The sequence below is a fragment of the Klebsiella sp. BIGb0399 genome, from assembly GCF_003752615.1.
Taxonomy (GTDB): domain Bacteria; phylum Pseudomonadota; class Gammaproteobacteria; order Enterobacterales; family Enterobacteriaceae; genus Klebsiella; species Klebsiella lignicola.
On record NZ_RKHT01000009.1, the window covers coordinates 83,900 to 109,578 of the forward strand.

A 25,679-nucleotide genomic window follows, 5' to 3' on the forward strand; every position below is an offset into this window, starting at 1 on the left:
GCTTCGGGTTATCCCTGCGGCTGGTTGCTGATCAGCCGCGACATCCTCTCCAGCGAATCCGTACGCAAGATATAGAGCCTTTTCAGTAAGAACGGATTATCCCCCGGCTTAATTTTCCCTCTCACCGTGGTGACCGCCATATGAAAACCAGCGTCGTTTGCCGCCTGGATCGCCGTCGCGTTGTAGCCACCGAAAGGATAAGAGAGATAAAGCACGTGCGGATTAAATTGCGACAGCGCGCGCCGGGAATGTTCAAAATCGAACAGGATATTGTGATAGCTGCGGCTCAGCAAAATGGGATGACGCTGGGCATCAACCCGGTGCAGGAAATGGGTGTGCGACTGAATATCAAAGACGTCCTGAATCTGGCGCAGTTCGGAAATGCTCATAAACTGCAGTGATTTCGGGTCCCATTTTTGCGGATGGCGCTTGATGCGTGACGAGATAATAAATGCCGTCGCGTGGAAGCCGTATTGCTTCAGAATCGGGTAGGCGTAGCGGTTCACCGACTTCAGACCATCATCAAAGGTAATCACCACCGCGCGGGCCGGCAGATTGATTTTGTTCCGCAGGTAGCCTTCCAGCTGATACATATTTAACGTGGTGTAGCCCCGATCGCGCAGCCAGGTCATCTGGTTGCTAAAGGCCCGGACCGAGGTCGTAGTGGAGGTATGGCGAAAACGGCTGTTCTCTTCGTCGCGCAGAATATGGTGATAGGTCAGTACCGGAATACCGCGATCTTCCTGGGCATCCAGGCTGCTGATCCACGCCAGGCGGTTGCCGATGCGGATCTGAAACCAGGTCTGATTCAGACGGTCTTTCAGCTTGCCGATCACCGGGTAACGGATATTATTTGCCAGCGTGCCGAACGGCGCGCTACCGGCGGACGGCGCATCGTAGACCGGGGTATCTTTCCAGGTCAGCAGATTCTGGTTACTCAGCGGTTTATGTAGATCGCCGAGGTTATCCTCCACCCGCTGCTTACCCTGCACAGGCTCGAGATGGCCTTTATCAATAAAGCCGGTGCCGAAGCCGAAGTTAAATTCATAATAATCGGCCGCCGTCGGCACCACCGCGATAATTTGCCCGCCGCGAATATTGCCGACGCTCACCACATCATTGCCGACCTGCGCCCAGATAATCGCATCTTCGGTGGTTTGCATATAATGTGCAGGAGAACCCTGCTGGCTTAACAGGCTGGCGGAGGCGCTGACCGACGTCAGCAACAAGAACAGAGCAAAAATGCGGGCAAACATGCATGGCGGGCCGGTGAAGAAATCAGCCGCCATTGTAACAAAAGCGGCATCAATACCAACGCTTAATTCCCGAAGGCGTCATGCAGCAGACGAAAAGGTGGATTTTTTTGCTGTTGGTGCCAGAGGCTACTGACCACCGGCCCTCCGCTGCTCACGATAGTCTCGCGAAAGGCTTCGCTGCTCAGGGTGGTACGCAGAAGATACATTCGCTCCAGCAATGAATAGCTGATGCCGGAGATCACTTCGCAGTGGGTATGTTTGTGGCTCATCAGCGCGGCGATGCGATAAGGAGCTTCACCGGTTTTATCGGTCAGGAAAATCACGCCGTCGCCGCTGTCCGTAGCGTGCAATGCATCGCACATCATCCGGCTCAGCATGTTGCTGCTCAAATTACGCCAATAATTAACCGCCCGGCATTGCGCCAGCGGCCCAAACTTTTTTTCCAGACGATCCAGCCATTCCTGTGCTTTCTCGTCATGACAGGTAATCACCCAACCTAGCATCGACAGTCTCCTTACTTAGCAGGGAAATACTGTAGCAAACGGAATAAAGCAGATGAGTGATGGCTGTCAAGATTAGCGGATAGCGCTTCACCTGATCGCAGCGTGAAGCGCTAATGAGAAGAGACGGCTAGCTACGCAGGCCGCGTCCGCGCTGGATCAGATACCAGCACAGCACATAAAACGCGATGATAAAGACCACCAGCACGCCAAAGGTGGTGATCAGCGGCACATCGTTGATCCCCAGGAAGCCGTAGCGGAACCCGCTGATCATGTAGACAATCGGGTTCAGGTGCGACAGCGCCTGCCAGAACGGCGGCAGCAGGGTCAGGGAGTAGAACACCCCGCCAAGATAGGTCAGCGGCGTCAGCACGAAGGTCGGGATCAGGCTGATATCGTCAAAGGTCTTGGCAAACACGGCGTTCAGCAAACCCGCCAGCGAGAACAGCACCGCGGTCAACACCAGCGTCAGCCCCACAAACAACCACGAGTGGACCTGGAACGGTACGAAGAACAGCGATATCGCAGTCACCAGAATCCCCACGCACAGCCCACGGGCAACGCCACCGCCCACGTAGCCGGCAATGACCACGTGTGTTGGCACCGGCGCCACCAGCAGCTCTTCAATGTTGCGCTGGAACTTTGCGCTGAAGAAGGAGGAGGCCACGTTGGCATAGGCGTTGGTGATCACCGCCATCATGATCAGACCCGGTACGATAAACTGCATATAGGTGAAGCCATGCATTTCGCCGATCCGTGAGCCAATCAGGTTGCCGAAAATGACAAAATAGAGGGTCATGGTGATCACCGGCGGCACCAGCGTCTGGATCCAGATGCGCATAAAGCGGTGAATTTCTTTGGTCCAGATGCTTTTCAGCGCGACCCAGTAAAGCTGCATCATGCTGATTCTCCTTTCCGGTCATGCACCAGCGTGACAAACAGCTCTTCCAGACGGTTGGCTTTGTTACGCATACTTAATACCTGAATGCCCTGAGCGCTCAGCTGGGCAAAGACGCTGTTGATCCCCTGCTCACGCAGCACTTCCACTTCCAGTGTTGAGGTATCCACCAGGCGATACTGGTAGCCTTCCAGCGTCGGCAGCGGGCTTTTCGGCGCCAGGTCGAGGATAAAGGTTTCTGATTTCAGCTTGGACAACAGTGCCTTCATCGAGGTGTTTTCCACCAGCTCACCGCGCTGAATAATCCCGATATTGCGGCACAGCATCTCCGCCTCTTCCAGGTAGTGGGTGGTGAGGATAATGGTGGTGCCTTTATCGTTCAGATCCTTGAGGAACCCCCACATCGAGCGGCGAAGTTCAATATCCACGCCGGCGGTCGGTTCATCGAGAATCAACAGTTTCGGTTCATGCATCAGCGCACGGGCAATCATCAGACGGCGCTTCATCCCGCCAGACAACATCCGCGCACGTTCGTTGCGTTTTTCCCACAGATCGAGCTGTTTAAGGTACTTTTCGCTTCTCAGCAGCGCGTCTTTACGCTCGACGCCATAGTAACCGGCCTGGTTAACGACGATCTGCTGGACGGTTTCAAACGGGTTGAAGTTAAACTCCTGCGGCACCAGCCCGAGCTGGCGCTTGGCATTCACCACGTCCTTTTGCAGGTCGTAGCCAAACACGTTGACCTGACCGGAGGTTTTATTCACCAACGAGCTGATGATGCCGATAGTGGTCGATTTCCCCGCGCCATTTGGACCAAGCAGCGCATAAAAATCCCCCGCCTCTACCTGCAGATCAATCCCCCGAAGCGCCTGAACCCCGCCGGGGTAGGTCTTGGTGAGCTGTTTTAGTTCAAGAGCAATGGTCATTAAATTTCTCTTCTCGCGTGATGACACGCGATGGGTTGTTTTAAAAAAAGTAAGGTTAACCTATATTAGCCCAACGCACTTACTTGGTTACAGGCCGTGAACGTCCATGAACGATATAGATACACTCATCAGCAATAATGCACTATGGTCAAAAATGCTGGTGGAAGAAGACCCTGGCTTTTTCGCAAAATTGTCACAAGCGCAGAAGCCACGCTTTCTGTGGATTGGATGTTCTGACAGTCGTGTTCCCGCTGAACGGTTAACCGGCCTCGAGCCTGGCGAACTGTTCGTCCATCGTAACGTCGCCAATCTGGTGATTCATACCGACCTGAACTGTCTGTCCGTGGTGCAGTATGCCGTCGACGTGCTGGAAGTCGAGCATATCATTATCTGCGGCCACTACGGCTGCGGCGGCGTACAGTCGGCGATTGATAACACCGAGTTAGGGCTTATCGATAACTGGCTGCTGCATATCCGCGATATCTGGTTCAAGCACAGTTCGCTGCTGGGTGAAATGCCGGAAGATCGTCGGCTGGATACATTATGTGAGCTGAACGTGATGGAGCAGGTCTATAACCTGGGGCATTCGACCATTATGCAGTCGGCATGGAAGCGCGGTCAGAAAGTGACAATCCACGGCTGGGCTTACGGTATTCACGACGGGCTGTTACGCGATCTTGATGTTACCGCCGTCAGCCGTGAAACCCTCGAGCAGCGTTACCGACATGGGATTTCTAACCTCAAAATCAAACACGTCAACCACAAGTAACCTGCCCGCTTTTAGCCCCCGGCGCCGACCGTCACGTCACGCCGGGAAACCCCGGCGATGCGTCATGCCAGCGACCGGGGTCAGGTAAACGATTATTCGTCCAGCAGCACCACTTTGCCAACATACGGCAGATGGCGATAGCGCTGAGCGTAGTCAATACCGTAGCCCACCACGAACTCATCCGGAATCGCAAAACCAACGAACTCAACCGGGACATTCACTTCGCGGCGGCTTGGTTTATCCAGCAAAGTACAAATCGCCAGTGATTTCGGCTCGCGCAGGCTGAGAATTTCGCGCACTTTCGAGAGCGTGTTACCGGAGTCGATGATGTCTTCGACAATCAGTACATCTTTGCCACGAATGTCTTCATCCAGATCTTTCAGGATTTTCACATCACGGGTGGTCGACATGCCGCTACCGTAGCTGGAGGCGGTCATAAAATCGACTTCGTGCGGGACCTGAACTTCACGGCACAGGTCGGCCATAAACATAAATGAGCCGCGCAGCAGCCCCACCAGCACCATTTCACTGCCGCTGTCTTTATAGCATTCGTTGATTTGACGACCCAGTTCGGCGATACGCGCTTTGATCTCGGCTTCCGGGATCATCACTTCTACAGTATGTTTCATAAAACTAACCATTTGATTCTTAGGATAAATCATCAAAGCCGCTGCGAGCGCACCGACGTTGACCGGCAAGCTATGCAGTATACCAGTAAAAAGAAATATCCGATGCAGGGAATAATAAAGCCCATTTTGTGATTCCGATCACACTTGTTAAATCCTATAATTAATTGCACTTAAAAAATTAACAAACAAGCGAGTCTCTTTCTATGGCAGAAACAAAATCTCAACAATCACGATTACTCGTGACACTGACGGCGCTCTTTGCTGCATTCTGTGGCCTGTATCTTCTCATTGGTGGAGTCTGGCTGGCGGCGATTGGCGGTTCCTGGTACTACCCCATCGCCGGCCTGGTGATGCTGGCCGTTACCGTGAAACTCCTGCGCGGTAAGCGTTCAGCACTTTGGCTGTATGCCGCACTGCTGCTCGCCACCATGCTCTGGGGCGTCTGGGAAGTCGGCTTTGACTTCTGGGCGCTGACACCTCGCAGCGATATCCTGGTGTTCTTCGGCATCTGGCTGATTCTGCCTTTTGTCTGGCGTCGTTTGCCGTTCCCGTCTGGCGGCGCGGTTGCCGGTCTGGTTGTCGCTCTGCTGATCAGCGGCGGTATCCTGACCTGGGCGGCGTTCAATGATCCTCAGGAAGTGAACGGTACCCTGAGTGCCGACGCCACCCCTGCCGCACCGATTTCCGCTGTGGCTGATAGCGACTGGCCGGCATACGGTCGTAATCAGGAAGGCCAGCGTTTCTCGCCGCTGAAGCAGATCAACGCCGATAACGTGAAAAACCTGAAGGAAGCCTGGGTATTCCGCACCGGCGACCTGAAGCAGCCGAACGATCCGGGCGAAATCACCAACGAAGTGACGCCGATTAAAGTGGGCAACATGCTGTACCTGTGTACTGCTCACCAGCGTCTGTTCGCGCTTGATGCCGCCACCGGTAAAGAGAAATGGCACTTTGATCCGCAGCTGAATTCCGACCCGTCGTTCCAGCACGTGACCTGCCGTGGCGTCTCTTACCACGAAGCAAAAGCAGACAGCGCGCCGGCTGACGTCGTCGCTAACTGCCCGCGCCGTATCATTCTGCCGGTCAATGATGGTCGTCTGTTCGCCATTAACGCCGACAACGGTCAGCTGTGCGAATCCTTTGCCAACAAAGGGATCCTCAACCTGCAGACCAATATGCCGGTGACCACGCCGGGGATGTACGAACCAACATCTCCGCCGATCGTGACCGACACCACCATTATCATTGCCGGTGCGGTGACCGATAACTTCTCTACCCGCGAGCCGTCAGGCGTCATTCGTGGCTTCGATGTCAACACCGGTAAGCTGATGTGGGTGTTCGATCCGGGCGCGAAAGATCCAAACGCTATTCCGGATGATGAACACCACTTTACGCTGAACTCACCGAACTCGTGGGCACCGGCGGCCTATGATGCGAAGCTGGATCTGGTGTACCTGCCGATGGGCGTCACCACTCCGGATATCTGGGGCGGCAACCGTACGCCGGAACAGGAACGCTACGCCAGCTCTATCGTGGCGCTGAATGCGACAACCGGTAAACTGGCCTGGAGCTATCAGACCGTTCACCACGACCTGTGGGACATGGATATGCCGTCCCAGCCGACGCTGGCGGATATCGACGTTAACGGCAAAACCGTTCCGGTAATCTACGCGCCAGCGAAGACCGGTAATATTTTCGTCCTCGACCGTCGTAATGGCGAGCTGGTCGTCCCGGCGCCGGAAAAACCGGTTCCGCAGGGTGCCGCGAAAGGCGATTACGTCTCGAAAACGCAGCCGTTCTCCGACCTGAGCTTCCGTCCGAAGAAAGATCTGACCGGTGCGGATATGTGGGGCGCCACCATGTTCGACCAACTGGTGTGCCGCGTGATCTTCCACCAGCTGCGTTATGAAGGCATCTTCACTCCGCCGTCTGAACAGGGCACCCTGGTGTTCCCGGGTAACCTGGGGATGTTTGAATGGGGTGGTATTTCCGTCGATCCGAACCGTCAGGTGGCGATTGCTAACCCGATGGCGCTGCCGTTCGTCTCAAAACTGATCCCACGCGGCCCAGGCAACCCGATGGAACCGCCGAAAGACGCCAAAGGCTCGGGTACTGAATCCGGCATCCAGCCGCAGTACGGCGTGCCGTTCGGCGTCACCCTTAATGCTTTCCTGTCGCCGTTTGGCCTGCCGTGCAAACAGCCGGCGTGGGGCTATATCTCAGCGCTGGATCTGAAAACCAACGAAGTGGTGTGGAAAAAACGTATCGGTACCCCGCAGGACAGTCTGCCGTTCCCGATGCCTGTCCAGCTGCCGTTTAACCTCGGCATGCCAATGCTGGGCGGCCCGATCTCCACCGCTGGCAACGTGCTGTTTATTGGCGCCACCGCCGACAACTACCTGCGCGCATACAACATGAGCAACGGTGAGAAACTGTGGCAGGCCCGCCTGCCGGCTGGCGGCCAGGCAACACCGATGACCTATGAAGTGAATGGCAAGCAGTATGTTGTCATCTCCGCCGGCGGTCACGGCTCGTTCGGTACGAAGATGGGCGACTATATTGTCGCTTATGCACTGCCTGACGATGCGAAATAAGCACTGACGTCAAACGCAAAAGGCCCGGATAATAATCCGGGCCTTTTTTATTGTGCCGTTCAGCGCCAGGGAGAATGGCGGAGTACATCTTGAGCCTGGCTGAGAATACGGATAACTGTGATAACCGTTTGAGACGGAACAAAGAAAATCACATGTTTTTCTACAGGTAGGGAATGCATATCATTACCCAGTTCCGGCCTGTGCGTACCAATCTGATGCTCAGTGAGCACACCGAATACAGCCGAGATTTTTTCAATATATTCCTCAGCTGTTGCCGGCCCAAACTGCTCATAGCTATAAAACCAGATGGTTTCCAGATCTTCTATAGCCCGTGGCGTTAGCTCAATTTCCTTCATCTGCAATCCGCGTTTTCGCTTTCACCTGCTTCAGAAAAACATCTTTATTCCAGGTGGCGGCTTCACCGCTACTGATGCCTTCAGCCAGCAGGTCGCGCAAAGCCTGCAGACGCGATTCTGCCTGCTTTTCACGTAATAAACGCAAGGCATCTCGCAACACCTCACTCTGAGTCCGATAGTCACCAGATTTAACCAGTGAATCAATAAACTCACGGAGTTCATCACCTACGTCAACGGTCATTGTACGTGCCATAACTGCCCCACTGTAAGATTTGATCTTACATCATTATAGCGACTCAGGAGATCTAAGATCCATCATTAGACCGTAAACCCGAGCATCATTCCGGTGTCTTCATGTTCCAACAGGTGGCAGTGCGCCATATAGGCATGCTCTTTCGGCGCATCATGGTCGAACTTCACTAACACTTCACTGACCCCACCTTCCACCCGCACGGTATCTTTCCAGCCCGAACGGTGAGCGGCAGGCGCGGCGCCATTTTCCGACAGAATGCGGAACTGGGTCCCGTGAATATGGAACGGGTGCAGCATCATGTCGCCTTTGCCTGAAATCACCCAGCGTTCATATTGCCCTTTGGTCGCGGCAAACATCGGCGTGTTCATATCAAACGCTTTGCCATTAATCCGGTTGGCATTATGGAAATCAAAGCCCTTAGCGCCATGGTTCATCTGCCCCATATTGCCATGCTTCATGTTCCCCATATCGCCATGATTCATCTGTCCCATGTTGCCCATTTTGCCGTGATCCATCATGCCGCCATGGTCCATGCCGGACATCGCCTGGTCGCCATATTTTTGCATCAGCGCCTGCATGCCCATCATGTCGAGCATCGGGTCCATCGACAGCTGCAGTGTGCGTTGGGTCAGCCCTTCCAGCGACGGTAGCGCGGGCATGCTGACCAGTGAATCCGGAAGCGTGCCGGATGCCTGAACCGTCAATGGCTGAATGCGTAATACCGGCTGTAGCTTATCGAACGGCGTAATCGCCATCCCCATCTGACTCACCGGCAACGTGATCAGATCGAACGCTTTACCGTCGCGGGTATCTATCAGCACTTCAAAACGCTCGCCCATTAACACCGGCAGTTCATTCACCTTCACCGGCTCGGCAAGCAGGCCACCATCGCTGGCGACAACGTACATCGGTCGGTTATCACTGGTGGAGAAATTGAGCGAGCGGGCATTACAACCGTTAAGCAGGCGCAGACGCAGCCAGCCGCGCGGTGCAGCATGTTCCGGGTAGAGCGCTCCGTTCGTCAGCAGCGTATCGCCAAACCAGCCCACGGCAGCGCTCATGATGTCGAGCTGATAGTCAATCTCGCCGGCCGCGGTAAAACGCTTGTCCTGGACGATCACCGGCACATCATCGATCCCCCACTGCTTCGGCAGCAGCAGTCGTTCGCTTTCTTCATCAGATATCAGCACCAGTCCCGCCAGCCCCATAGCAACCTGATGACCGGTTTTGCCATGCTGATGCGGGTGGAACCAACAGGTCGCGGCCCGCTGGCTGGGAGTAAAACTCACGCTGCGGGAGGCGCCCGCCGCAATAATCCCCTGCGGTCCGCCGTCGACCTCCCCGGGAACCTCCAGGCCATGCCAGTGCACGGTGGTTTCTTCCGCCAGGCGGTTATGAATGTCGACGGTCACCGCCTCACCTTTTTTCAGTTTCAGCGCCGGCCCCAGCAGATTGCCGTTATAACCCCAGGTGGACGCCTGATGGGGACCAAACTGCGTCTTTCCGGCCTGGATCGTTAAGGTGATGCGATTTCGTGCGTCGGCGGTCAAAATATTGGGTACCGGCAGAGCCGGACGGCTGGCGGCAAACACCGAGCGACTCCAGAGCGGAAGCGCGCTCAATACGCCGGCTGCAGCGGTTAATTTGATAAATTCACGACGTTGCATTTTCACATCCTTTTATTCTGCTGGTGAACATTTGAGCTTAAACCTTCCCCCAACGGGAAGGTCAAGCAGAAGAGTAAGAATAAAGCTCTGCGCACTGTAACGAAGTATGCTAACGTTGAGCGTCCGTGATGCAATGGTAAAAAAAATGAAGACGCTTTTCAGAACGGTAGTGCTCGGCAGCCTGCTTACTCTTTCCAGCAATAGCTATGCGTTAAGCGAGTCCGAAGCGGAAGATATGGCTGATTTAACGGCGGTATTTGTCTTTCTGAAAAACGACTGCGGGTACCAGAACCTTCCCAATACCCAAATCCGTCGGGCGCTGGTGTTTTTTGCCCAGCAAAACCAGTGGGATCTGAGCAACTACGACAGTTTCAACATGAAAGCGCTCGGTGAAGACAGCTACCGCGATCTCAGCGGCATCAAAATCTCCACAACGAAAAAATGCAAAGCGCTGGCCCGGGATTCACTGAGCCTGCTCGCTTATGTGAAATAAATTAATCATGGAGTCTGTCGTCATACTGGCACCAGCGAAGACGCCAGTGCCATATTGCCGTTTTTTATGTTCCCCATCAGAATTAATCGTTTGATGTTTGGCAAAACCCTAATGCATACATAGCCAACCCTTTAATTTCACCCAAATAAAAACTCCACAATCAATTAAAAACAAAAAACCATTAAAACAGTGAATTATTAATACCTCTCACATCCAAACACTGAATAATATAAAATAAAAATAGTCCTATGTAACTTACAACACGTCTAAAAAACAGTCGGACTTTATTGCAATCTCATTTTTAGCACGCTAACATTCCTCGATAATACTTTATGTCAACACCTATTTATCAGTGGAATATAAACTTGAACATATCTCAACTAATCCGTATAGCACCTCTGACCATCATTTTATTGGTTGGTTGTAATACAAACCCATCCCGACAATCCGCCAGAGTGATAACGCCCTCATCAGAGGCAACATTAAACCAATCACAAGCCCAACAGAAACCCGTGGAACTTGAACAAGAGCGAATTGATTCCTGCCGCGAAGCATTGGAATCACTAAAAGAAGTTAATCCCAAGCAAGGGGAATTACTTGGGAATAACTTTACCGCTTTAATCGGTGCAGCATCACAATATAATTCTGTGCGCGGTAAGGTTGCTGAACCGACCAGGCAAGGGATTGACTCAATGTATCAGTTCAAGTCAATCAAACTGTGTGCTGACATTGAAAAAGAGCTAATAGATAGCCTTGTCAAACGTGGTGAAAACATTCCCTTATGAACCGACTAACAGCCATCAATCTCAAAGTGATAGCGCTGGCGATGACTCCCGTGCTGGCATCATTTTTAGTGCCTAATGCCTATGCAGAAAAAGATGTCACAACTGGGGTCGTTCCCCGCTCTGACAGTGACAATTCGGGGCCCGCCTTTCTTATTTTTGCTAAGCAGCAACAGGAAAAAGAAAAGGAAAAAAAATCAGCTGACAGATCGATTGAACATAAAACCAGTGAAACCAACAGTAATACTACAAGAACCACTAATAATACACCCACACAGAAAACAAAAAACATTTCACAGCAGAATGCAGTCATTGCTCAGAAAGATAAAATAATACGTCAACTCAAGAAGCAACTTGCCACCAGGCCATCTGAGATGATACCTGTCGCTGATAATCAAAAAGAACTTACTGATAAAATTAAGCAATTGCAGGGTAAATTAGAGACTGCGCTGGCAGAAAAGCAGCAACTAATAATAAAAGAAAGCACAGCGGTCAATGATAAGAAACAGAGTAACCTTAAGCTTGATGCCACTGAAAATAAAAATCAGAAACAGTCTATAGCCCTGGCTGCTGTTGAGGCGGAAAAACAAAAGCTTGAAGCTCTGCTGGCCAAAACCGAAGTTGAAAAACAAACGCAGATTAAGAAATTCGCAACTCTGACGTCAGATCAGCAAGCTCTGACGCTAAAACTCGCGACTGAGGCGCAAGAAAAACAGCTCCTCGCCGAGAAAATCACGAACGCCACGGCACAAACACAAACGCTCACCGAAAAACTTAACACTGCAACGGCAGCTCAGCAGACACTAACGGCACAGCTCAGCACTGCGACAGCGGAAAAAAAAGAGTTGATGGCTAAGCTAACGACCGCAGAGTTAGGATCGCAGGCCCTCACGGCAAAACTTGATGCATTTGTTATTAATAAAAAAAAGGTGGCGCAAGAGGATGAAGCCTTTCGGCTTCAGGTCGATAAAGATAAAGCGCTCCTGCAAGCCAAAACGGATGAGCTTAACCAGTTAAAGGCAGCGCAGGCAAATGCCAAACCGGATAAAAAATCTGCGGGAATCGATCTCACACAAAAGTCTCAGCAGCAAGCTTACGCTCTGGGTGCCTCTATGGGTGATGGTGCCCTGGAAATACTGGCTATGCGTAATACCCAGGGCATGAAAATCAATCAAGATGTGGTACTGCAAGGTTTCGCTGATTCTTTCTCTGGAAAGTTTGCTCTTGATGAAAGCACACGTAAAACAGCGCTGATTGATGCGACAAAAGAAGTCTCTTTGATTCAAAATAAGGTAGAAAAACAAAACATTAGCGACGGAAAAGCCTATCAGCAGAAGTTTGCTAAACAAAAAGGGGTCGAGTTTAAAAACGGTATCTACAGCCGCGTTGATTATGCAGGTAAGGGCAAGATTCTCGGCAGTGATATCGTCACGGTAACAATCAAGGAAGCACTTATCGATGGAACCATCATTCAAGACATGGAAGCAGAGAAAAAAGTCTGGTCGCAGGTATTAAATGCCTATCCACCATCGCTCCTCGAACCCATGAAACGCCTGGAAAACCATGGCACTGTTACCATCGTGCTCCCTCCCGATGCCGCTTACGGTAGCGAAGGCGTTCCACCCAAAATTCCGCCCGGCGCCACCATGGTCTATACGGTCAGAATAGTTGATGCCACTGCCGAAAAACCACCAGCCAACAAGCCCTGAGCCCGACGCCTCCTGATAATGGAGGCGTTTTGCGTAGGGTACTCCCCCGACTTACACTGCTGAAATACCAACCGTGCATCCTCATCTATAGTTGGCTATGATGTTGCGCTTATTTCTACAGGCGTAACGGGTGTTAACAACGGAGGATCTGCCAGTGGCCGATAGCAATCTGTGGCATGAAACGCTGCACGACCATTTTGGTCAGTACTTTGCAGTTGATAAGGTGCTGTACCACGAAAAAACCGATCACCAGGATTTGATCATTTTTGAGAACGCCGCCTTTGGCCGCGTGATGGCGCTGGACGGCGTGGTACAAACCACCGAACGCGATGAGTTTATCTATCACGAGATGATGACCCATGTGCCCCTGATGGCCCACGGCCAGGCAAAACATGTGCTCATTATCGGCGGTGGCGACGGTGCCATGCTGCGTGAAGTGTCTCGCCACAGCACCATCGAAACCATCACCATGGTGGAAATTGACGCCGGTGTGGTCTCGTTCTGCCGCCAGTACCTGCCTAATCACAGCGCAGGCGCGTACGACGATCCGCGGTTTACGCTGGTAATTGACGATGGCGTCAATTTTGTTAACCAGACGACGCAAACGTTTGACGTGATCATCTCCGACTGTACCGACCCCATCGGTCCCGGTGAAAGCCTGTTCACCTCCGCCTTTTACGAAGGCTGTAAGCGCTGCCTCAACCCTGGCGGCATTTTTGTTGCCCAGAACGGCGTCTGCTTCCTGCAACAGGATGAAGCCCTCGATAGTCACCGCAAGCTTAGCCACTACTTCAGCGATGTCAGCTTCTATCAGGCCGCCATCCCGACCTACTATGGCGGCATTATGACCTTCGCCTGGGCGACGGATAACGACGCCTTGCGCCACCTGTCCAATGAGATTATCCAGGCGCGTTTTCACAAAACGAATCTGAAGTGTCGTTACTACAATCCGGCGATTCATAAGGCGGCCTTCGCCTTGCCGCAATATCTGCTGGATACGCTGGCTGCCAGCGAACTTAAGTAAGGGGGTGAACGAAATTGAAAAAACTGAAGCTGCATGGCTTTAACAACCTCACCAAGAGCCTGAGTTTTTGCATCTACGATATCTGCTATGCCAAAACGGCAGAGGAGCGCGATGGTTACATTGCCTATATCGATGAACTCTATAACGCCAACCGCCTGACCGAAATATTGTCAGAGACCTGCTCGATTATCGGCGCCAACATTCTGAACATCGCGCGTCAGGATTATGAACCTCAGGGTGCCAGCGTCACCATTCTGGTCAGTGAAGAGCCCATTGACCCACAGCTTATCGATCAGACCGAGCATCCGGGCCCGCTGCCAAGCGCCGTGGTTGCCCATCTTGATAAAAGCCATATCTGCGTGCACACCTACCCGGAAAGCCACCCGGAAGGCGGGCTATGTACCTTCCGCGCCGATATTGAAGTGTCGACCTGCGGGGTGATCTCGCCGCTTAACGCGCTGAATTATCTGATTCATCAACTTGAATCTGACATCGTGACTATTGATTATCGCGTTCGCGGTTTTACCCGAGATATCAATGGAATGAAGCACTTCATCGATCATGAAATCAATTCAATTCAGAATTTCATGTCCGACGATATGAAAGCGCTGTATGACATGGTGGATGTTAACGTCTATCAGGAAAACATCTTCCACACCAAGATGCTGCTGAAAGAGTTCGATCTGAAGCACTACATGTTCCACACCCGGCCAGAAGACCTGACCGAGGAAGAGCGCAAGACCATTACCAGCCTGCTGTGGAAAGAGATGCGCGAAATCTACTACGCCAGAAATATCCCGGGTATCTGAGCTGATGACAGCGCTCGCGGGCGCTGTTACTCCGGCTGAACCAGTTTGAGAGTCACCTGCTGCCCTTTTAGCATGCTTTGTACTGACTGCGGCAGATTGGCGTCCGTCACCACCTCGCTAAAGTCAGCCAGCGGCGCTACGGTAAATAGCGAATGTGCGCCGTATTTGCTGCTGTCTGCCAGCAGCACCTTGCACTGGGCATTAGCAATGATTTCCTGCTTCAGTCCGGCTTTCTCTTCCGTCGGCGTTGTGACACCGGTTTCCGCGCTCCATGAGTTACAGCTCATAAACGCGATATCAGGGAAAACGCTGCGCAACATTTTGCGGCCATACTCACCGATACAAGACTGGCTGCTGTCGTCGATTCGCCCACCCACAATGGTCACTTCGATTTGCCTGAATTCAGATAAAAACAGGGCGATGTGCAAATCCACGGTAATCACCCGCAGTGGCAAATGCGTTAAGCACTTCGCCAGTTCGAGCATGGTGGTCCCGGCATCCAGCACCACGGCATCTCCGGGATGCACCAAAGAAGCGGCATAGCGCGCGATCGCCCTTTTTTCGCCGGGCGATCGTAACTGCTTTTCATTCGTAGTCGGCTGCACTGGCTCAAAGCGACGTAGCGCAACGCCGCCATGGCTGCGGCTGATAACGCCCTGCTCATCCAGCTTTATTAAATCACGTCGGATCGTCGCCGCAGACGCATCTACCGCCTCAACCAGTTGCTCTACCGTAACCAGCGTATGGCTTTTCAGATACGCGACGATTTTATCCAGACGGTGTTGTCCTTTCATAACAGGGAATTACGCCAGTTGCATTGCCAGTTTTATCGATATCGCCATGCTCTCAGATTTTGCTTTTCCCGTCCAGGCGATATCAAAAGCAGTCCCGTGATCGGCTGAAGTGCGGATAAACGGCAGGCCGGCCGTGATATTGACACCATCATAGAAGCCCAATAATTTCAAAGGGATATGCCCCTGATCGTGATACATTGCGACCACCATATCGTACTGCCCTTCATAAGCCTGCAGAAACACGGTATCGGGTGGACAGGGTCCGAACACCGCGATCCCTTTGGCCTTTGCATGTGCAATCGCCGGCGCCAGGAAACGTCCCTCTTCGTCGCCAAACAGACCGTTTTCTCCGGCATGAGGGTTCACCCCGGCAACAGCAATTCTCGGCTGCTGGTAACCAACGCGTTTCAGGAAGGTATCCGCAATATCAATGACCGTCTCGACACGCGGCGTATTCAGCGTATCAAGGAATTTACGCAGCGCAATATGGGTCGAGACATGGATGACTTTCAGCTTTTCCGTAAATAACACCATCGCGTAGTCGCGCGTCTCTGTCAGCGTAGCCAGCAGTTCGGTGTGTCCCGGATAATGGTGCCCGGCGAGATGCAGCGCCTCTTTATTTAACGGCGCGGTCGCTATCGCGTGGACATCGCCCTTCAGCGCCAGCGTCGTCGCGCGCTTCACACAGCGATAAGCCAGATCGCCTGCCTGCGCCTGCACCTTACCAATTTCAAGCGCCTGCGGATCGGCCAGAGGTTCATCGATCACATGGATCACTCCAGGCGTAAAGCGAGCCGCCGCCACGTCGTCGATAACGCAGAACTCAACGCCCTCTGCCAGACCTTTCTCCTGCAGTCGCTTCAGCGTCTGGAAACAGCCTACTACCACTACCGGTGCGCCATTTAACCGATCTTCGCTGAGCGCCTTAACGATAATTTCCGGCCCAATCCCTGCCGGATCTCCCATTGTAATTGCCACAGTCTTAATGCCCACAGTACATCTCCTCAATAAAATAAAGCGCATCGCACAACGTACGATCGGAGCCAAATCCCCCAGCCTTGGTGATCACCGGTAGATCGTCGATATCACTGTTAATAAACGTGCCGCAGGGAATACAGGGCGCGACTTCGCTCTGAATCCGATAACCTTCAGCACCCAGTGCGCTGGCGACGGCAGTGGCCATATCCCCTCCCGTCAAAAACAGGCCGCCGATGCGTGCCTGCTCAAGGATCTTTAACGTTATCTCTCCCACATGCAGACTCAGCGTCTCGCCCAACTGCTGGCGGCTCATGCCGGTAGTGGCACACAGAGTATCAATGCCCTGTCGGTCCTCCATCCGGCGGCTGGTGCGCAGGATCGTATGCCGCTGTCGGCTCAGGAGCGCGCAGGCTTGTTCCACTACCGCGGCCATCTCCTGGGTGCAGAAGGGCGACACCAGGCGAGAGACATCGATGTCCACGATCTCTGCTCGCCCCTGGCTGAGCGCATAGTCAACCTGTCGGCGCGTCGCTTCACTCATCGATCCCGCCACCACCAGCACGGGCAGTGCCAGCTTATCCTGTTTAAACATCCAGCCAGGCAACGCATTCGCCAGCCCGGCCGCCCCCACCATCAGCGGTATCTGGGTTTGTTCACAGATCGCATGCGCAATCAGTGTCAAATCCCGATCTTCCAGTGTATCGACCACAACCATGCACTCGCCTTCCGCGGCCCATGCCTCCAGCAGCGCACTGAGCCGCCCGCGACGAAGCTCCTCCAGATGGACTTCATGAACAGTGATCTGGCTTTGCAACGCGATCAGCTCGGCAATGCGAGAAGAGATAATCGGCGTTTTGGGATCGCTGGCGAATTCGGTATCCACAAGCGGGATACCGTTAACCAGGCACTGGCCATCCCGCGTCGTGCGCCCGGCAGCAGGGATCGCGGCGGCAATGACCGCGAGACGTCTGCGACTGGCTTTCATTGCCGCAGCCACTTCGGCCCCCACGTTGCCCCGAAAAGTAGAATCAATCTTTTTGTACACCAGCGGTGCGTCTGGTGTATCACACCAGGGAGCCAGCGCCGTCTGAACCATGTCTACGGCTTGTGGGGCCGGCAACGCCCGGCTTTCAGTGTTAATAACCAGCACATCGGCACGGCGGGAAGGCTTCTGGGCCGCACTTAGCATCACTTCCGTCCGCGCGCCTTTTTTCGCCAGCTGGACCCCGGTATCATTGGATCCGGTAAAATCATCAGCGATAACGATCATTTTCATGCGTTTTTTTCCTCCGCAAGCTGACGTGCCTGCCTTTTTGCCACCCAGGAAGTCAGGAGTGGCGTCAGGATCGCGGTCGTGATCACCGAGGCCGCAATCAGCGGTGCTGCCGCTGCGGCAACGGATGCCAGTGAAGGGTCGGCCTGAGCGATCGCCAACGGTGTGGCCACCGCATTTCCGGCGGTGCTGGACGCGGCAGCGCCAGCAATACCGCTTCCGCCCACCAACCGGTCAGCACGAATGTTAAAAAACCCGCCAATAAAGGTCGTCAGAACCCCGAGGAGGATGCCTGCCAGCCCGCCCTGGAGCAGCATCTCGAGATTGATCCCGGCCCCCAGCGCAAAGGCAAAAAACGGAATGAGCAGAGGCCCGCCTTTGGTCAAAAAATCACGCATGTTGGCGTCAAGATTGCCGAGGATCATGCCGACAACAAGCGGAATAAGTACCGCAACCAGCGCCATCAGAGGAATGTTGGCCATGCCGGCCGCACCCAGCGCGATCATGGTGAAGAAAGGACCGTCGTTCAGCGACAGAATAGAGATAGCCCCCACGTCGCGTTCATTGCCAAACTCTCCCACCAGCGCCGCGTAGAGCCCGCCGTTGGAATTGCTCATAGCCGCAATAATCGCTACGCCGCTCAGGCCGAAGATCCCCTCGGCGCCAAAAAGATGCTCAACACCCAGTCCTAACGCAATCGCGATAAGCAGCTTTGTGAGCGTGATGGTCCCGCCCTGTAGCAACGCCTGAGGGGCGGCTTTGACGCTGATGCCCGCCCCCATGCACAGCAAAAATGCGCCAATCAGCGGTGCCGCACCATTCTTAAATAAGGCGGTGGTAAATCCGCCGACTTCCAGCGCCTGAGGAGCAAACGTATTGATGATCGCCCCAATAACCAGTGGCACAACCATCATGCCGCCAGGTACTCGTTCTATTGTTTTCTTGATGTTCATGTCGTGCCGCCTGTCATCAATGTGATTAAATAAAATCATATTGATTATATTTAATCAATAACAAACCACAACAGACCGCGATCACAGATTTAATATGATTATAAAAAATCAAATAATCATCAATTGCAAAAAAAACCGGGAGACAGGCTCCCGGCGTGAACACATGAAGGGCGGTTAGGCTTTGCCGATAAACTCGCGGTACGCCGTCACCACCTGAAGAAAATCCTCGACGCCGCACAGGGAGAAGCTTTCTTCGTCGTAATAGCTCATCCCTTCTTCGATCTCATCGCCCGCAATATCCAGCTGATTGGCGCGGATCATCACCTCTTCGCCATCCAGCCATAACGTGTATTCATGACCGGCACGCTGCCAGGAGCGCTCGCTGCCTTTTACGGTGTGCGCTGCCTGTTCCACTTCGTCCAGCAGGGCCAGGTTTTCTTTCACTTCCTCATTAAACCAGTGCCCAACGACCTCGTGGCCCATCGACATTCGCACCTTTACCACTCCGGTAATATCGCGCAGAAATTCGTAATCCATAGTCTCTTCCTCTGCAAGGGCAATGCGTCACCGCTACATTGTACCCATAGGGTAATTATCGCAGTACCAGGGCAGAAAAAAAGTGGAGCAGACTGGGCTACAGCAAATAAAAACGCCGCAGTCTGTTAAGCGGTCGTCTTATCATCAACTGCCGAGCATGATTCCACCATCGATCGCCAGATGCTGGCCGGTGATAAAGGTATTTTGCAGTAAGAACAGATAGGCGCCGGCCAGCTCATCAATGGTCGCGGTACGTCCCAACGGGATCGTCCCGGCAAAACGCAGCCGGGTTGCTTCCAGCTGTTCGGCAGGCATATCGCGCCAGAACGGCGTGATGGTCCAGGTCGGCGAGACGGCGTTAACCCGCGCGCGCGGAGCCAGCTCTACCGCCAGCCCCTCAACCAGCGCATTAATGCCAAAGTTGCCGACGTAGCTGGCACAGGCATCCTGGGCACGCCCGCCGGTGCCGGAAGTGAAGATCAGGCTGCCGCCGGTATTCAGTTTCTCCGCCGCCAGCTGGCCAATTTTCACATTGGTGAAGAACTTCGACTCCATGACATGGCGAATTGTGGACAGTGATGCAGACAGAAAACCACCGCCCATCACATCGCCAACCATCGAAATGAGGTGATCGATGTTTGGCAACGCGGCAAACAATGCCTCCAGCGCCTGATGATCGTGCGCATCCACGGCATACGTCTCAACCGTCGCTCCCGCCGAGGTCAGACTCATTTTCGCCTCGGCAAGACGTCCGGCATGACGCCCAATCACGATCAGATTAGCCCCGGCCTCCGCCGCAAGCTGCGCAACTCGAAAACCGATCCCCGAGCTGCCGCCGATAATAGCCACTGTCTGATGTTGTAACGAAACCATATCTCTCTCCTTCCTGTCTGGGAATTCAGGACCTGTCGATACATTGAGATGTTCTGACACGGCGTGATACAGGAGAGGTTAAGGAATCGCCTGGCGGCAGTAATAGACATTTGATGCGCTTAACGCAACAGGTAACGCAGCAACAAAAAAGCCACCCCGAAGAGTGGCTTTGAGCAAGCAAGATTCGCTTATACCGCCGTCTGGAAAATCACGCCGTCAGCTTTCTCGGTGTACTCTTCCAACTGGTTGAAGTTCAGATAACGATAGGTATCCGCCGCGGTCTTATCCACCTGGGCGACGAAGGTCTGATACTCTTCCGGCGTCGGCAGCTTGCCGAGCAGAGAAGCGACCGCCGCCAGCTCAGCAGAAGCCAGATAGACGTTAGCGCCGGTACCTAAACGGTTCGGGAAGTTACGGGTTGAGGTGGATACCACCGTCGCGCCATCAGCAACACGCGCCTGGTTACCCATACACAGGGAACAGCCAGGGATTTCGATACGCGCACCGCTCTTACCAAACACGCTGTAGTAACCTTCTTCAGTCAGCTGCGCCGCATCCATACGGGTTGGCGGAGCCACCCACAGACGGGTTGGCAGCTGGCCTTTATGGCTATCAAGCAGTTTACCTGCCGCGCGGAAGTGACCGATGTTGGTCATGCAGGAACCGATAAACACTTCATCGATTTTTTCACCCTGCACGTCGGACAGCAGACGAGCATCGTCAGGATCGTTCGGTGCACAAAGGATCGGCTCTTTGATATCAGCCAGATCGATTTCGATCACCGCAGCATATTCAGCATCGGCATCCGCTTCCATCAGTTGCGGATCCGCCAGCCATTTTTCCATGCCCTGGATACGACGTTCCAGCGTACGACGGTCGCCATAACCACCGGCAATCATCCACTTCAGCAGCACGATGTTGGAGTTCAGGTACTCAACGATCGGCTCCTGGTTCAGCTTGATGGTACAGCCTGCTGCAGAACGTTCTGCGGAAGCATCGGTCAGCTCAAACGCCTGCTCAACTTTCAGATCCGGCAGACCTTCGATTTCCAGAATGCGGCCAGAGAAGATGTTTTTCTTACCTTTCTTCTCAACGGTCAGCAGGCCCTGCTTAATCGCATACAGCGGGATCGCATGGACCAGATCGCGCAGGGTGATCCCCGGCTGCATCTTGCCTTTAAAGCGCACCAGTACCGATTCCGGCATATCCAGCGGCATCACGCCGGTCGCCGCGGCAAACGCCACCAGGCCAGAACCCGCCGGGAAGGAGATACCAATCGGGAAACGGGTATGAGAGTCACCACCGGTACCAACGGTATCCGGCAGCAGCATACGGTTCAGCCAGGAGTGAATAACCCCATCGCCCGGACGCAGAGAAACACCGCCACGGTTCATGATGAAGTCTGGCAGCGTGTGGTGCGTGGTCACGTCAACCGGCTTCGGATAGGCTGCGGTGTGGCAGAAGGACTGCATCACCAGATCGGCAGAGAAGCCAAGGCACGCCAGGTCTTTCAGTTCGTCACGGGTCATCGGACCGGTGGTGTCCTGAGAACCAACGGAGGTCATCTTCGGCTCGCAGTATGCGCCAGGGCGAATACCGGCAACGCCGCATGCGCGACCGACCATTTTCTGGGCCAGCGAGTAACCACGGCTGCTTTCAGCAACATCTTTCGCATGACGGAAGACATCGCTGTGCGGCAGACCCAGGGCTTCACGTGCACGAGTCGTCAGGCCACGGCCGATAATCAGCGGAATACGGCCACCGGCGCGGACTTCGTCGATCAGCACGTCAGTTTTCAGCTCAAAGGTCGCCAGCAGCGCATCGGTGTCGTGGTTGCGGACTTCGCCTTTGAACGGGTAAACGTCGATAACGTCGCCCATGTTCAGGTCATTGACGTCGACTTCAATCGGCAGTGCGCCAGCATCTTCCATGGTGTTGAAGAAGATCGGCGCGATTTTACCGCCCAGCACCAGGCCGCCGCCGCGCTTGTTAGGCACGTTCGGGATATCGTCACCCATAAACCACAGCACCGAGTTGGTCGCGGATTTACGGGAAGAACCAGTACCGACGACGTCACCGACGTAGGCCAGCGGGAAACCTTTCTGCTGAAGCGCTTCAATTTGCTTAATCGGGCCAACTGAACCCGGCTGATCCGGCTCGATACCTTCACGGGCGTTTTTCAGCATCGCCAGGGCGTGCAGCGGGATATCCGGACGAGACCAGGCATCTGGCGCCGGCGAGAGGTCATCGGTGTTGGTTTCACCGGTCACCTTGAAAACGGTAACGGTAATTTTTTCAGCCAGCTTCGGACGGCTCAGGAACCACTCGGCGTCGGCCCAGGCTTGCATCACCTGCTTCGCGTGCTCATTACCGGCTTTTGCCTTCTCTTCTACATCGTAGAAGTTATCAAACATCAGCAACGTATGGGTGAGCGCTTTTGCAGCAATCGGTGCCAGTGCGGCATCGTCCAGTGCATCAATCAGCGGGTGAATGTTGTAACCGCCCTGCATGGTGCCCAGCAGTTCAACGGCTTTTTCAGGAGTGACCAGTGGGGAGGTCGCTTCGCCTTTGGCGATCGCGGCAAGGAATCCGGCTTTAACATAGGCGGCTTCGTCGACGCCCGGTGGTACACGGTTGATTAACAGGTCTAACAGGAATTCTTCTTCACCCGCAGGCGGGTTTTTCAGCAGTTCTACCAGCGCGGCCATTTGGGTAGCATCTAAGGGTTTTGCAACAATCCCAACGGCTGCACGCTCAGCTACGTGCTTACGGTATTCTTCTAGCACGACGGTTCTCCTCGCTCTCATTGTAAAATGCGGTAGGCGATTCTCTTCACGCTCCTGTGAGACAGCAGTTTGTAGGGTAAATGCCCGATACCGCGTCGGCAGCATAGCAGGATTTTGGCGAGGTGTTAATCTGTTTACAAAAAAGCAACATTAAAATTTAGCTGAATCGTTAAGGGCAGGATTTTACAGGCTTTCCCCTCATTTCCCGGTATATAAATTTAATTCTGTGCAAGTTAGCTGACCAAAAACCCAACAAACATCAAAAATCAAAAATAGAGCGGCTTATACTCCGGCAGGAGCGCTATTTTCGGCGATACTCAGTGGAGACAGGCCAAATTTTTGTGCCGGGAGCTAACATGATACGACCTTTTAAACCCCACGTGATTGCACTGATCTGTAGTGCAGGGATTTTAGCCGCCTCTGGCACCCTGTATGTCAAAAGTCGCGCACCACAAACCATTACCGAAGCGCCTGCAACGACTCAGCCCGCTCCTGCTGCCACCCCGGCCACACCTCAGCCGCCGGCGCCAACGGCCGCTCCGCCAGTGACCACCGCCTATACTCAGGCGCAGATTGATCAGTGGGTGGCCCCTGTCGCCCTCTACCCTGACAATCTGCTGTCACAGGTGCTGATGGCATCGACCTACCCCAGCAACGTGATGCAGGCCGTACAGTGGTCTCAGGATAATCCCTCAATGCAGGGCGACGCTGCGGTACAGGCAGTGGCCAGTCAACCCTGGGATCCGAGCGTAAAATCGCTTGTCGCTTTCCCGGCACTGCTGGCGTTGATGGGCGAAAACCCGCCGTGGGTCGAGAACCTCGGCAATGCGTTTTTAGCTCAGCCGCATGATGTGATGGATTCGGTGCAGCGGTTACGTAATATCGCGCAGCAGACCGGCACCCTGAAATCTTCGCCGCAGCAAAAAGTCACCACCACCGCCGTACCGGCCCCTGCGGCAACCGCCACGTCGACATCGACGACCGCCACAAGCACCAGCGCTGCACCCGCGCCGACTCAGGTCATTAAAATCGAATCCACCGACCCCAACGTGGTGTATGTCCCTACCTATAACCCCTCAACGGTATACGGAACCTGGCCCAACACCGCCTATCCGCCGGTCTATTTGCCGCCGCCTCCAGGGGAGCAGTTTACCAACAGTTTTGTGAATGGCCTCGGCTATAGCCTCGGCGTCGCCACGACCTGGGCGCTGTTCAGCAGCATCGACTGGGATGATGACGACGACTACCACGGTCATGGCTATGACCACGGCGGTTATTCGCATAATGGCGATAACATCAATATTAATGTCAATAATTTCAACCGCATCACCGGCGAACATCTAACGGGCGACCGGACTAACTGGCAGCATAACCCGGCATATCGCGGCAATATTCCTTACCCGAACAACAATGTCGCCCAGCGCTTCCATCAGACCAATGTGGCCGGCGGATTGAGTGCCACCCAGCACGTAGCGGGCGATCGTGATGCCCAGCGTCAGGCGGCAAAAACGCAGCTCCAGCAGCATAACGGGAGCGTTGCTAATGGCCGTATCGCCAACAATACGTCGCGTGATGCCCAGCGCAAAGCCGCCGCAACGCAGCTCAACCAGGTGACACAGCGTAACAACTATCGCGGCTACGATAAGACGCAAACGGCGGCGATCAAAAACCGCCAGAGTAGCGGGCAGCAGCAACAGCGTCGGGAAGCCGCTAAAACCCAGCTTCAGCATCCTACTGAGCACCAGCAACAGCGTCGTGCGCAAGTCAAATCAGCCACACCGGAGCAACGTCAGCAAAAGGCAAGCAACCTGCGGTCCAACGCGTTAAGCGGCAACGAGAGCCGGTCGCCATCCTGGCAATCACAACATGCTCGCGGGCAGCAAAGCCGCATCGCCTCGAACCAGAACCGGCCGCAACGCAGCGCCGTTCGGGAGAATCGGGCTGAACATCATGAACGTCGTCGCTGAGGATATGCAGATGAAAAAACAGTTAAAGATGGCTCTGCTGGCGCTGGCATTGTCACCCATGATGGCCGCGGCCCAGCAGCAGTTTTCCACCCCGGAGCTGGCGGCGAACGCCCTGGCTCAGGCAATCAATGACAATAACCCTGCGGCCTTCAGTGAACTGCTCGGCGATAACTGGCAGCAGTTTTTACCACCGGATGGTATCGATCCTGATGCGGTGGCCCGCTTTCAGCGCGACTGGAAGATAAGTCACCAGATCGTTCAGCAAAGCGATACCGCCTGGCTGGATGTTGGCCGTGAAGCGTGGCGTTTGCCGATCCCAATGGTGAAAAACAACGAAGGCTGGCATTTCGACATCGCCGCCGCGCAGGATGAAATACTCACCCGGGCCATTGGCCGTAACGAACTGTCGGCTATCCAGGCGATGCATGCCTACGTCGATGCCCAGCAGGATTACTACCAGCTAAACCACCGTTGGGCGCAGAAAATTATCAGCAGCGATGGCAAAAAAGATGGCCTGTACTGGCCTGCAGCTCCGGGGGAAGCCCCCAGCCCGCTAGGCCCGGCCTTTAGCCCCGCCGAGCCAGGTGAAGGCTACCATGGTTATCATTTCCGTATTATTCACGGCAGCGACGATCAGGCCGCGGCCCTGCTGGCATGGCCCGTCGAGTGGGGGGAAACGGGTGTGATGAGCTTTATGGTTGATCAGGACGATCGCGTATATCAGGCCAATCTTGGGGAGGAAACGGCAACCTTAGCCCAGGCCATCACCCGTTTTGCGCCGGATGCCAAATGGCAGGCTATCACGCAATAAAAAATGCCCGGCGCAGTCATCTGCCGCCGGGCATCCTGAGAG

At 54.1% G+C, this 25,679-nt stretch carries 24 protein-coding genes; 9 read left to right on the forward strand and 15 right to left on the reverse strand.

Annotated features, from left to right (window positions below):
• Window positions 1-8: 8 nt before the first annotated feature.
• The 4 genes from EDF82_RS21095 to EDF82_RS21110 all read right to left on the reverse strand — a co-directional run bounded on the left by EDF82_RS21095 (window position 9) and on the right by EDF82_RS21110 (window position 3,580).
• Entirely contained in the window at window positions 9-1,256 is a 1,248-nt protein-coding gene (locus tag EDF82_RS21095) for a polysaccharide deacetylase family protein (RefSeq protein ID WP_123757700.1), read from the reverse strand.
• A gap of 62 nt (window positions 1,257-1,318) precedes the next feature.
• The gene (locus tag EDF82_RS21100) at window positions 1,319-1,759 is read right to left on the reverse strand and encodes a PTS sugar transporter subunit IIA (protein WP_123757451.1); all 441 of its coding nucleotides are present in this window, start codon (window positions 1,757-1,759) and stop codon (window positions 1,319-1,321) included.
• Between the two features lie 127 nt (window positions 1,760-1,886).
• Window positions 1,887-2,657, reverse strand: coding sequence for an ABC transporter permease (locus EDF82_RS21105; protein ID WP_123757452.1), 771 nt, complete (start codon window positions 2,655-2,657; stop codon window positions 1,887-1,889).
• Window positions 2,654-3,580 (reverse strand): ABC transporter ATP-binding protein, encoded by a 927-nt coding sequence (locus EDF82_RS21110; protein ID WP_123757453.1) that lies wholly within the window; start codon window positions 3,578-3,580, stop codon window positions 2,654-2,656. The genes EDF82_RS21105 and EDF82_RS21110 overlap by 4 nt, the downstream gene beginning before the upstream one ends.
• Before the next feature lie 106 nt (window positions 3,581-3,686).
• On the opposite strand from EDF82_RS21110, the gene can reads away from it, so the two are divergent.
• A complete protein-coding gene (can, locus tag EDF82_RS21115; RefSeq protein WP_123757454.1) occupies window positions 3,687-4,349 on the forward strand; it encodes a carbonate dehydratase in 663 nt (220 codons plus the stop codon).
• A gap of 92 nt (window positions 4,350-4,441) precedes the next feature.
• Here the strand turns inward: can and hpt are convergent, their stop codons facing one another.
• Window positions 4,442-4,978 carry a hypoxanthine phosphoribosyltransferase gene (gene hpt / locus EDF82_RS21120; RefSeq protein ID WP_015585135.1) on the reverse strand — a complete coding sequence of 179 codons (537 nt, stop codon included), beginning with the start codon at window positions 4,976-4,978 and terminating at the stop codon, window positions 4,442-4,444.
• 203 nt (window positions 4,979-5,181) lie between these two features.
• Between hpt and EDF82_RS21125 the strand changes: the two genes are divergently transcribed.
• Window positions 5,182-7,572, forward strand: coding sequence for a glucose/quinate/shikimate family membrane-bound PQQ-dependent dehydrogenase (locus tag EDF82_RS21125; protein WP_123757455.1), 2,391 nt, complete (start codon window positions 5,182-5,184; stop codon window positions 7,570-7,572).
• A 59-nt stretch (window positions 7,573-7,631) separates the two neighbouring features.
• Here the strand turns inward: EDF82_RS21125 and EDF82_RS21130 are convergent, their stop codons facing one another.
• The 3 genes from EDF82_RS21130 to cueO all read right to left on the reverse strand — a co-directional run bounded on the left by EDF82_RS21130 (window position 7,632) and on the right by cueO (window position 9,848).
• Window positions 7,632-7,928 carry a type II toxin-antitoxin system RelE/ParE family toxin gene (locus EDF82_RS21130; RefSeq protein ID WP_123757456.1) on the reverse strand — a complete coding sequence of 99 codons (297 nt, stop codon included), beginning with the start codon at window positions 7,926-7,928 and terminating at the stop codon, window positions 7,632-7,634.
• Window positions 7,915-8,181, reverse strand: coding sequence for a type II toxin-antitoxin system ParD family antitoxin (locus tag EDF82_RS21135; protein ID WP_123757457.1), 267 nt, complete (start codon window positions 8,179-8,181; stop codon window positions 7,915-7,917). Before EDF82_RS21135 ends, EDF82_RS21130 begins: the two co-directional genes overlap by 14 nt.
• A 65-nt stretch (window positions 8,182-8,246) precedes the next feature.
• Window positions 8,247-9,848, reverse strand: a complete 1,602-nt coding sequence (gene cueO, locus EDF82_RS21140; protein ID WP_123757458.1) for a multicopper oxidase CueO — start codon at window positions 9,846-9,848, stop codon at window positions 8,247-8,249.
• Window positions 9,849-9,993: 145 nt separating this feature from the next.
• Here cueO and EDF82_RS21145 point away from each other — a divergent pair, with 145 nt between their 5' ends.
• From EDF82_RS21145 to speD, 5 genes are all read left to right on the forward strand, one after another.
• Complete coding sequence (locus tag EDF82_RS21145) at window positions 9,994-10,341, forward strand: YacC family pilotin-like protein (protein ID WP_123757459.1); 348 nt, start codon at window positions 9,994-9,996, stop codon at window positions 10,339-10,341.
• Between the two features lie 365 nt (window positions 10,342-10,706).
• Entirely contained in the window at window positions 10,707-11,126 is a 420-nt protein-coding gene (locus EDF82_RS21150; RefSeq protein ID WP_315970248.1) for a hypothetical protein, read from the forward strand.
• Complete coding sequence (locus EDF82_RS21155; RefSeq protein WP_123757460.1) at window positions 11,123-12,832, forward strand: FKBP-type peptidyl-prolyl cis-trans isomerase N-terminal domain-containing protein; 1,710 nt, start codon at window positions 11,123-11,125, stop codon at window positions 12,830-12,832. Before EDF82_RS21150 ends, EDF82_RS21155 begins: the two co-directional genes overlap by 4 nt.
• Before the next feature lie 154 nt (window positions 12,833-12,986).
• Window positions 12,987-13,856, forward strand: a complete 870-nt coding sequence (speE, locus tag EDF82_RS21160; protein ID WP_123757461.1) for a polyamine aminopropyltransferase — start codon at window positions 12,987-12,989, stop codon at window positions 13,854-13,856.
• A 14-nt stretch (window positions 13,857-13,870) separates the two neighbouring features.
• Window positions 13,871-14,665, forward strand: a complete 795-nt coding sequence (gene speD, locus EDF82_RS21165; RefSeq protein ID WP_123757462.1) for an adenosylmethionine decarboxylase — start codon at window positions 13,871-13,873, stop codon at window positions 14,663-14,665.
• 26 nt (window positions 14,666-14,691) lie between these two features.
• Here speD and EDF82_RS21170 read toward each other — a convergent pair whose 3' ends face one another.
• The 7 genes from EDF82_RS21170 to acnB all read right to left on the reverse strand — a co-directional run bounded on the left by EDF82_RS21170 (window position 14,692) and on the right by acnB (window position 22,859).
• Entirely contained in the window at window positions 14,692-15,459 is a 768-nt protein-coding gene (locus EDF82_RS21170; RefSeq protein WP_123757463.1) for a DeoR/GlpR family DNA-binding transcription regulator, read from the reverse strand.
• Window positions 15,460-15,468: 9 nt separating this feature from the next.
• The gene (locus EDF82_RS21175) at window positions 15,469-16,452 is read right to left on the reverse strand and encodes a D-threonate 4-phosphate dehydrogenase (RefSeq protein WP_123757464.1); all 984 of its coding nucleotides are present in this window, start codon (window positions 16,450-16,452) and stop codon (window positions 15,469-15,471) included.
• Complete coding sequence (locus EDF82_RS21180) at window positions 16,442-17,713, reverse strand: four-carbon acid sugar kinase family protein (protein ID WP_123757465.1); 1,272 nt, start codon at window positions 17,711-17,713, stop codon at window positions 16,442-16,444. The genes EDF82_RS21175 and EDF82_RS21180 overlap by 11 nt, the downstream gene beginning before the upstream one ends.
• Window positions 17,710-18,663: a 2-keto-3-deoxygluconate permease 1 gene (locus tag EDF82_RS21185; RefSeq protein ID WP_123757466.1), complete on the reverse strand. Its 954-nt coding sequence runs from the start codon at window positions 18,661-18,663 to the stop codon at window positions 17,710-17,712. Before EDF82_RS21185 ends, EDF82_RS21180 begins: the two co-directional genes overlap by 4 nt.
• Before the next feature lie 174 nt (window positions 18,664-18,837).
• Window positions 18,838-19,200: a protein YacL gene (yacL, locus tag EDF82_RS21190; RefSeq protein WP_123757467.1), complete on the reverse strand. Its 363-nt coding sequence runs from the start codon at window positions 19,198-19,200 to the stop codon at window positions 18,838-18,840.
• Between the two features lie 144 nt (window positions 19,201-19,344).
• Window positions 19,345-20,073 carry an SDR family oxidoreductase gene (locus tag EDF82_RS21195; RefSeq protein ID WP_123757468.1) on the reverse strand — a complete coding sequence of 243 codons (729 nt, stop codon included), beginning with the start codon at window positions 20,071-20,073 and terminating at the stop codon, window positions 19,345-19,347.
• Window positions 20,074-20,261: 188 nt separating this feature from the next.
• A complete protein-coding gene (gene acnB / locus EDF82_RS21200) occupies window positions 20,262-22,859 on the reverse strand; it encodes a bifunctional aconitate hydratase 2/2-methylisocitrate dehydratase (protein WP_123757469.1) in 2,598 nt (865 codons plus the stop codon).
• 356 nt (window positions 22,860-23,215) lie between these two features.
• Here acnB and EDF82_RS21205 point away from each other — a divergent pair, with 356 nt between their 5' ends.
• Window positions 23,216-24,826, forward strand: coding sequence for a DUF3300 domain-containing protein (locus tag EDF82_RS21205; RefSeq protein WP_123757470.1), 1,611 nt, complete (start codon window positions 23,216-23,218; stop codon window positions 24,824-24,826).
• A 10-nt stretch (window positions 24,827-24,836) separates the two neighbouring features.
• On the forward strand, window positions 24,837-25,637 hold the full coding sequence (locus tag EDF82_RS21210) for a DUF2950 family protein (RefSeq protein ID WP_123757702.1): 801 nt from the start codon (window positions 24,837-24,839) through the stop codon (window positions 25,635-25,637).
• Window positions 25,638-25,679: the final 42 nt, after the last annotated feature.

Bases quoted from the DNA above. Each gene is read 5' to 3' on its own strand.
- EDF82_RS21095 (WP_123757700.1), bottom strand. From the start codon at position 1,256: ATGTTTGCCCGCATTTTTGCTCTGTTCTTGTTGCTGACGTCGGTCAGC.
- EDF82_RS21100 (WP_123757451.1), bottom strand. From the start codon at position 1,759: ATGCTAGGTTGGGTGATTACCTGTCATGACGAGAAAGCACAGGAATGG.
- EDF82_RS21105 (WP_123757452.1), bottom strand. From the start codon at position 2,657: ATGATGCAGCTTTACTGGGTCGCGCTGAAAAGCATCTGGACCAAAGAA.
- EDF82_RS21110 (WP_123757453.1), bottom strand. From the start codon at position 3,580: ATGACCATTGCTCTTGAACTAAAACAGCTCACCAAGACCTACCCCGGC.
- can (WP_123757454.1), top strand. From the start codon at position 3,687: ATGAACGATATAGATACACTCATCAGCAATAATGCACTATGGTCAAAA.
- hpt (WP_015585135.1), bottom strand. From the start codon at position 4,978: ATGAAACATACTGTAGAAGTGATGATCCCGGAAGCCGAGATCAAAGCG.
- EDF82_RS21125 (WP_123757455.1), top strand. From the start codon at position 5,182: ATGGCAGAAACAAAATCTCAACAATCACGATTACTCGTGACACTGACG.
- EDF82_RS21130 (WP_123757456.1), bottom strand. From the start codon at position 7,928: ATGAAGGAAATTGAGCTAACGCCACGGGCTATAGAAGATCTGGAAACC.
- EDF82_RS21135 (WP_123757457.1), bottom strand. From the start codon at position 8,181: ATGGCACGTACAATGACCGTTGACGTAGGTGATGAACTCCGTGAGTTT.
- cueO (WP_123757458.1), bottom strand. From the start codon at position 9,848: ATGCAACGTCGTGAATTTATCAAATTAACCGCTGCAGCCGGCGTATTG.
- EDF82_RS21145 (WP_123757459.1), top strand. From the start codon at position 9,994: ATGAAGACGCTTTTCAGAACGGTAGTGCTCGGCAGCCTGCTTACTCTT.
- EDF82_RS21155 (WP_123757460.1), top strand. From the start codon at position 11,123: ATGAACCGACTAACAGCCATCAATCTCAAAGTGATAGCGCTGGCGATG.
- EDF82_RS21170 (WP_123757463.1), bottom strand. From the start codon at position 15,459: ATGAAAGGACAACACCGTCTGGATAAAATCGTCGCGTATCTGAAAAGC.
- EDF82_RS21180 (WP_123757465.1), bottom strand. From the start codon at position 17,713: ATGAAAATGATCGTTATCGCTGATGATTTTACCGGATCCAATGATACC.
- EDF82_RS21185 (WP_123757466.1), bottom strand. From the start codon at position 18,663: ATGAACATCAAGAAAACAATAGAACGAGTACCTGGCGGCATGATGGTT.
- yacL (WP_123757467.1), bottom strand. From the start codon at position 19,200: ATGGATTACGAATTTCTGCGCGATATTACCGGAGTGGTAAAGGTGCGA.
- EDF82_RS21195 (WP_123757468.1), bottom strand. From the start codon at position 20,073: ATGGTTTCGTTACAACATCAGACAGTGGCTATTATCGGCGGCAGCTCG.
- EDF82_RS21205 (WP_123757470.1), top strand. From the start codon at position 23,216: ATGATACGACCTTTTAAACCCCACGTGATTGCACTGATCTGTAGTGCA.
- EDF82_RS21210 (WP_123757702.1), top strand. From the start codon at position 24,837: ATGAAAAAACAGTTAAAGATGGCTCTGCTGGCGCTGGCATTGTCACCC.